General features: G+C 42.8%; 7 protein-coding genes and 1 other RNA gene. 2 read left to right on the forward strand and 6 right to left on the reverse strand.

What is annotated here, in order from left to right:
- Positions 1-144 precede the first annotated feature (144 nt).
- Positions 145-327: a hypothetical protein gene (locus ACFFAP_RS33135; RefSeq protein WP_375515195.1), complete on the reverse strand. Its 183-nt coding sequence runs from the start codon at positions 325-327 to the stop codon at positions 145-147.
- Between the two features lie 128 nt (positions 328-455).
- On the opposite strand from ACFFAP_RS33135, the gene ACFFAP_RS33140 reads away from it, so the two are divergent.
- Complete coding sequence (locus tag ACFFAP_RS33140; protein ID WP_375515196.1) at positions 456-785, forward strand: hypothetical protein; 330 nt, start codon at positions 456-458, stop codon at positions 783-785.
- A gap of 325 nt (positions 786-1,110) precedes the next feature.
- On the opposite strand, the gene rnpB is transcribed toward ACFFAP_RS33140, so the two are convergent.
- The 4 genes from rnpB to groL all read right to left on the reverse strand — a co-directional run bounded on the left by rnpB (position 1,111) and on the right by groL (position 5,561).
- Positions 1,111-1,536, reverse strand: an RNA gene (rnpB, locus tag ACFFAP_RS33145) — RNase P RNA component class A.
- 50 nt (positions 1,537-1,586) lie between these two features.
- On the reverse strand, positions 1,587-2,273 hold the full coding sequence (locus ACFFAP_RS33150) for a hypothetical protein (RefSeq protein ID WP_375515197.1): 687 nt from the start codon (positions 2,271-2,273) through the stop codon (positions 1,587-1,589).
- Between the two features lie 65 nt (positions 2,274-2,338).
- A complete protein-coding gene (gene corA, locus ACFFAP_RS33155; RefSeq protein WP_375515198.1) occupies positions 2,339-3,481 on the reverse strand; it encodes a magnesium/cobalt transporter CorA in 1,143 nt (380 codons plus the stop codon).
- 397 nt (positions 3,482-3,878) lie between these two features.
- Complete coding sequence (gene groL / locus ACFFAP_RS33160; protein ID WP_375515199.1) at positions 3,879-5,561, reverse strand: chaperonin GroEL; 1,683 nt, start codon at positions 5,559-5,561, stop codon at positions 3,879-3,881.
- Positions 5,562-5,718: 157 nt separating this feature from the next.
- Here groL and ACFFAP_RS33165 point away from each other — a divergent pair, with 157 nt between their 5' ends.
- Positions 5,719-6,801 carry an MraY family glycosyltransferase gene (locus ACFFAP_RS33165; RefSeq protein WP_375515200.1) on the forward strand — a complete coding sequence of 361 codons (1,083 nt, stop codon included), beginning with the start codon at positions 5,719-5,721 and terminating at the stop codon, positions 6,799-6,801.
- Between the two features lie 89 nt (positions 6,802-6,890).
- Here the strand turns inward: ACFFAP_RS33165 and ACFFAP_RS33170 are convergent, their stop codons facing one another.
- The gene (locus tag ACFFAP_RS33170; protein WP_375515201.1) at positions 6,891-7,031 is read right to left on the reverse strand and encodes a hypothetical protein; all 141 of its coding nucleotides are present in this window, start codon (positions 7,029-7,031) and stop codon (positions 6,891-6,893) included.
- Between the last annotated feature and the right edge of the window lie 339 nt (positions 7,032-7,370).

Below are 7,370 nucleotides of genomic sequence, written 5' to 3' on the forward strand. Positions count from 1 at the left end.
AAAAGTTTCTAGTTGCCGTTGAGGGGGTGTAAACGCGTGGGGATTTACATTATATGGGGAGGGGGGCAGGGGAGCAGGGGAAGGCAACTAGTTATCTATCTTATATCCCTAAAGTTCTTGGACTATTAATCTAGCAACTTTTCGCTACTTCTCTCTATCTAGCTTCTCTTGGATAGCTTGACGACAAAATTCAGGAGGATCGTTCTTAGCTTTTACCTCTTCCTTCATTTCCTTGGTGATACGCAAATGTAGATATTCAGTTAGTGGTCGCTCTCTGTCTGTGGTGAATGGCTTTAAGTTATCTGGATTACCTTTATTTTTAGACATTGTATAGGAATACAAATAAAGTTATTCTCCACGTGTATATCAGTAGAGAATGTTAAATCGATGGGCATCTTAGCCTGAGAAACTTGTTGCCCACCGATTCCCACTTTTACAAGAGGTAACTCTATTTTATGTTTACACGCACAGAATTAGAAGTTAAAAGCTTGAGAGCGTTACGCGATTTATGTTTGATACAGTACGGCATCCAAGCAATAGGAAACCCTGCTGATAAAGCATCCTACATTAACCCACTCCTGACTTTTCCTGTTGTAGCTTGCAAGCAAGTATCAGAAAATAAAGGATTAAAGTCTCCCATATTCTCTCAAGTAGAAGCGCTAGAAGCGACACTAGAAGCTATGGGAACACCGACACCAGAGGAGTCAGCATTACTCAAGGTGACGATGGAGGGAAGGAAACTAGAGTACCCAGCACGGTACAGTCAAGTCGCTTCTCGAAATTAAAAATTAAAAATATAAAATTAAAAATTGCAATCATTGTGGGCTGCTGAACCCACCACTGATTGTAGACCACTGAAATCTTTGATTTCAGTGGTTGCTCGTACCCAAAATTAATTAAAAATTATTATTCTGATTAATTTTTAATTTTTAACTTTTAATTTTTAATTAAAAAAAGGTCAAGAGAAATTTGGACTCTATCGGGTTAAATGGCATCTGGATACAGCATTAGAGATCCTGGGAATGCTTTAAATGATGAATTAGCGATCGCACAAAATCCGTACAAAAAATAATAGAGTACAAACCGTCAAAGGTTCATACTCCATTGCAGGGGAGAGAGCAGGACATAAGCCGGGTTCTGTTCTCTTGCGAGGGCAGTTATCTATCTGGGACGCTTGTTACCAAACGCCTCTAGCGGCTCTCATTGAGCGGAACTGGTAAAAGACCAACCGTAGTTCCTATCGCCTTGCTCCCAACCGGGGTTTACCGAGCCAGCACCTCTCGATACTGCTGGTGCGCTCTTACCGCACCTTTGCACCCTTACCAGATCAATTAAAAATGTAAAATTAAAAATTAAAAACTACTCATTTTACATTTTTAATTTTTAATTTTTAATTGTCCTGGCGGTATCTTTCTGTGGCACTATCCTCACGATCGCTCGCACTGGACGTTATCCAGCAAGTTTGGTCTTTCGGGAGTCCGGACTTTCCTCAAACCAGTAACTATGACTGATCTGCAACCGCCTGCGCCTACTCTCTCCTTAGATCCAGTGTAATCTTTGGAAGTCGCTAGTATGTTGACATGGCATTACTTTTTTTTATTCCAAGGTAGAGCGTAAGTCCAAGGCAGTTTCCTGACTGTGAAAGGACAATTGATAATGCTAATGGCAGGAAAATCACGACCTGGAGCTAGACCTAAACGCACCTCAGATATCCTGATCACCAGTTGCAGGGAAAAGTCCAACTCCTTTCTTCTGTTAATAAAGTCGTTGTACAACTTTTTTTGCAGCCCCTTGATATCAATTAGTGGTTTTTTTGCTGAATAGGTTCCAGTTACTTGATCGCGCTGGAAAACATCTTCTGCTGTCACTGTTTCAGAAAGTGTTTTATTGGGGGCAATCAGGCTAGGACTTTGGGGTACTGCTAAGTCGCGGGTTAAATCTGGTGATTTCCGAATTACGCGGCGTGATTGCTTGCTATGTTCAACTACTAAAGAACTGTTGTCCCAGTCAACGTATACAGCAACATTATCAGATTTATTTTCAATGCTAATTCCTAAATCTTTCAAATCGTCAATTGGGTATGAGGATTTGAGTTTAAAGGAAATTCCAATTTTATCGTCGAGATTTTGTTCTTTGAGTTGCTCGTCAACGATTCCTTTTTTAAACTCAAACTTAATTTGGTCGTCTATGGATTCAACCATGCGGTTAAAGACATAGGAAACACCGATAATATAAATCGTCAAAACTACTAAATTTTGGTCGCTACTCCTCATAACTCAAAAATCTCAACTCTCGGTGCTAATAAATGTATATTTGACTCATCGTCCATCTACAATTTTTAATTACGCTTGATTACTACAGAATTTTGCAGCCAGCCTCGTCGCCAAAAAAAGAATAACAAACCAAATGCGATCGCTAACATCACTGCCCAGCAAAGTGGATAGCCCCAATACCAATTCAATTCAGGCATATTATATGGTGATTTTTCAGTATTGAAATTCATCCCATATACTCCGGCAATAAAAGTCAGTGGAATAAAAATTGTTGAAACTATCGTTAGTACCTTCATGATTTCATTCATTTTATTACTCACTGCTGAAAGGTACACATCCATTAATCCAGATGCTAGTTCTCGATAAGTTTCCACCATATCCATCACTTGCACTGTATGGTCATAACAGTCTCGCAAGTAGATTCGCACCTCTTCACCAATCAAATCACTGCCATCTCGAATCAAAGAATTAATTGCATCTCGCTGGGGCCAGATAGCACGACGCAGTTGCAGTAATTCTCGCCTAATTTGATAAATATGTTGTAGTGTTTGTGGGGTAGGCCTGACTATCACCTCCTCTTCTAACTCTTCGATTCGCTCACCATAAAGCTCTAGCACTGGGAAAAAACCATCAATAATCGCATCTAACACGGCGTAAGCTAAATAATCGGCTCCCTGTTTGCGAATAGTACCTTTGTTTTTTTCAATTCGCGATCGCACTCCTTCAAAACAATCATGTTCTGGTTCTTCTTGTACTGTCAGCAAATAATTTTTCCCTAATATCAAACTCACTTGCTCGCTGTAAAAACCACATGTTTTTTCCTTTGCTACTACCATCCGGGCAATGAATAGCAATTGGTCTTCATAATCCTCTGTTTTGGGACGCTCTGGTACATTAACTATATCTTCTAAAACTAGAGGAGGTAACTTAAAAACCTTACCCAATCTTTGTAATATATCTTGACTGCCTAAACCTTGTACGTCTACCCAAGAAATAGATTCCATTTCTAGATATGGGACACACTCCTCTGGGGTTGCTATTTGCTCACGGATGAAATTGGTTTGGCTATAGTCAATCAAGAAAATTATCGGTGCTGGAGCATCTGCATCAATAAAAATGGTTCCAGGTATAGTCCCTGGCTGGTGATAGAACTCATCTTCATGTGGCTTATTTACTATTTTGGGAAGGCGATGCAGTTTTCGTGCCATACAATATTACCTAATAGTTATTAGTCATTTGTGATTAGTAAAAATAATTGACTCGTGGCAACTGACAACTTACACTTAATTTTACAAAAATTAATACAAAGACGGCAATTTTTAGATTAAGCAATTATTTAGGTTGCTAATTTGGTCAATCAACATTTTGTTGGTAGTCAGTTGTACTCAAAAGTAAGCACTGAAAAGCCTCCTAAAGGCACAGCAATGCTGTGTCCCTACAATACATGTGGTTTAAATAGATGAAAACTGATGTAAGTTTATTTACGTTCAGTGAGTTACCAGCAATACAGATAACATATTGCTTCTGAATCAGCAATGCTATAAAAAAACAGTTTGCCTTGGTAAGACAAACTGCTTAAAAAATATTTATCTGGGTGAGCAGAAGTTAGAACATGCCGCCCATGCCGCCCATGCCACCCATACCGCCCATACCGCCCATACCGCCCATACCGCCCATACCGCCCATATCAGGGGCAGCAGCAGATTTCTTCTCTGGCTTTTCAACAACGATCGCTTCGGTGGTTAAGACCAAACCAGCAATGGAACCAGCGTTTTGCAAAGCTGAACGCACGACTTTGGCAGGGTCGATAATGCCAGCAGCGATCAAGTCTTCAAATTCGCCGGTAGCAGCGTTGTAGCCAATGTTGAAGTCGCTATCCCGGACTTTCGAGACGATCACAGAACCTTCAGCACCAGCGTTATCTGCTATTTGGCGCAAGGGGGCTTCTAGCGCTCGTTCGACAATATCAGCCCCAATTTTTTCTTCGTCATTTTGTAGGCTGTTTTTAATCTCTTGTACCTTCTTAGCTAAGTGAATTAAAGTTGTCCCACCACCAGGAACAATACCTTCTTCCACAGCAGCTTTAGTAGCATTCAGCGCGTCTTCAATCCGCAGTTTACGGTCTTTGAGTTCGGTTTCGGTTGCCGCACCCACTTTAATCACTGCCACACCGCCAGCGAGCTTGGCGATGCGTTCTTGCAGTTTTTCTTGATCGTATTCAGAATCGGTTTCTTCCAACTGTCTGCGAATTTGACCAATCCGCTTTTGTACCTCTGGCTTAGTGACACTGCCAGCTACAATTGTGGTGCTTTCTTTGTCAATGGTGATTTTGCGGGCAGTTCCCAGCGCTTCTAAAGAAGCGGTATCCAAACTTAAGCCGATTTCTTCCGAAATCAACTGTCCATCGGTGAGAATAGCAATATCTTCTAACAAAGCTTTGCGGCGATCGCCAAACCCAGGTGCTTTAATTGCAGCCACGGCTAGTACACCCCGTGCTTTGTTCACTACCAAAGTTGCCAAAGCATCACCTTCAACATCTTCAGCGATGATCAGCAAGGGCTGACCAGAACGGGCGACTTTTTCCAAAATCGGTACTAAATCCTGGATGCTGCTGATTTTTTTGTCAGTAACCAAGATCCGGGCGTTTTCAAATTCGATTATTTGCCGCTCGTTGTTGGTGACGAAGTAGGGAGAAATATAACCCCTGTCAATCTGCATCCCCTCAACTACTTCTAGTTCGGTGGTTAGGGATTTAGATTCTTCAACGGTAATGACACCATCTTTGGTGACTTTTTCCATTGCTTGGGCTAGCATTTGGCCAACTTCTTCATCGTTACCAGCAGAGACAGTGGCAACTTGAGCGATCGCACTTCCTTCTACTGGCTTGGCTATTCTGGCAATTTCTTGTACAAGTGCCTCAATAGTTTTGTCGATCCCGCGCTTCAAGCTAACTGGGTTACTACCCGCCGCGACGTTCTTCAAACCTTCCCGAATCAAGGCTTGTGCCAAAACTGTGGCGGTGGTTGTACCATCTCCAGCGACATCTTTAGTTTTTGAGGCTACTTCCTGAATGAGTCTTGCACCAGTATTTTCCAAAGGATCTTCTAATTCAATTTCCTTGGCAACAGTGATACCATCGTTGACAATTTGGGGTGCGCCAAATTTTTTCTCTAAAAGGACATTGCGACCTTTGGGCCCCAAGGTGATTTTTACGGCATCGGCAAGGGCGTTAACACCCCTTTCTAGAGATCGCCGAGATTCCTCGTCAAATGCAATAATTTTCGCCATGTTTTATTTCTCTAGCGCTTCCATTAGACAATTTAGCACTCACAGCGCCAGAGTGCTAATCTCCCCAGCGGCTCAAGTTACAAATGGAAATAAAAAAATTGATTAATATACAGGTGATGCTCATATTAGATACAGGCAGTAATGCTTGAATTGGGAGATGAATCTAGACAACTCCCTTAAGTCCCTCGGTATTGCCGACCCTAGCGGCACCGGCTGGTTGGCGGTAGTATTTACGTTTCTCTTGGCTTGGCTTGTAACGTGGCGTTTAATTCCGACAGTACGCAAATTCGCCTTGCGGGTAGGTTGGGCTGACCAACCCAACGCACGGCGGCTCAATCGAGAACCTTTGCCCAATGCAGGGGGGCTAGCTATCTACGCGGGTGTGATTGCCGCACTGATATTAGCTAGCCTTTTACGACCTATCGAACTCCAAAACGTATTGGCTCAGGTACTTACTATTCTGTTAGGGGGTTCGATATTAGTCCTTGTGGGCTTTATCGACGATCAGTTCGGCTTACCGCCCTCTGTTCGTTTGTGGGCGCAAATTCTCACGGCACTGTTGCTGGTAGCTAATGGCATCAGTATTCATGTCATGTTTGGTACTCCCATAGACTCGCTCCTGTCTATGTCGTTAACAGTACTTTGGGTAGTAGGAATTACCAACGCCATCAACTTGATGGATGGTATGGATGGTTTAGCGGGAGGAATCAGCTTTATTACCGCCATGAGCTTGTTGGGCGTTGCAGCCCAGTTTAACAATCGTGCAGCAGCAATCTTGGTATTAGCAGCCTTGGCAGGTGCTGCACTGGGCTTTTTACGCCACAACTTTCACCCCTCGCGGATCATTATGGGTGATGCCGGAGCATATTTTTTCGGCTATGTCTTGGCGGCAACCAGTATTTTAGGTAGGCTGCAACAAAACACAGTTTATGCGCTAATTCCCACGGTTTTATTTCTGTTGTTACCAGTGCTAGACACTACTCAAGTATTTGTGCGACGGCTACTAGCAGGAAATAACCCCCTTAGTACTCCTGGCAAAGACCACCTGCACCACCGCTTACTTGCTTGGGGACTCTCCCAGCGCCATGCTGCGTTCACACTTTGGTCAATTACCTTAGTTTTCAACTTGCTGGCTATGAGAATACAAGGCATGAGTTTGGCTGTGATGCTGACTACCGCCAGTAGCATTATCCTTCTTTTGGGCTTTACTATCTGGCAAAGAATACGCCAACAGCCTTAGTTGCTTGTAGGGTGGGTTAAGCGATCGCTTTCACCCACTATCACCATCAAACACCAGAAGTTACAATCAGTCGAAAACTAGTCCAAAGGTCAATTTGGCGGTCTCTTGGTGTTTTTCAAAGCTTCTTCCAACATCCGGTTTGCGTCTTGGGACATTTTTCTGGTCTTGTCCATCATCACCACAGCAACTTTTGTCAAGCCAGTTGTTCTCCCTTGAGGAACTTTATCCATTCCCTCAAGACAAGCAGTAGTCCACTCAATACGGTGGTGCTGACATATACTTTATCAGCTAAGTTGGCTTGCTGAGTCAATCTATCTTTTATTGTCTGAAATTTCCTTTTGCGCTCGACTCTTTTAGTCAACCAAACCGCTCATAAAGTGCAAAAATCTGATCGGGATCTGATCAGGAGCTAATTGAGGACAGCGATCGCAAAGACGCAATAAATCGTCGTCTCTACAATAATCAGTCTCTTGTCTTAACTTCTGTGCCAAAGTCGGCGGATGGGAGCGTCGAGCGTGTCAAGTCGCTTCTCGAAATTAAAAATTAAAAATATAAAATTAAAAATTGCA

It is taken from the genome of uncultured Nostoc sp. (assembly GCF_964245575.1).
In the GTDB taxonomy this organism is placed as follows: domain Bacteria; phylum Cyanobacteriota; class Cyanobacteriia; order Cyanobacteriales; family Nostocaceae; genus Nostoc.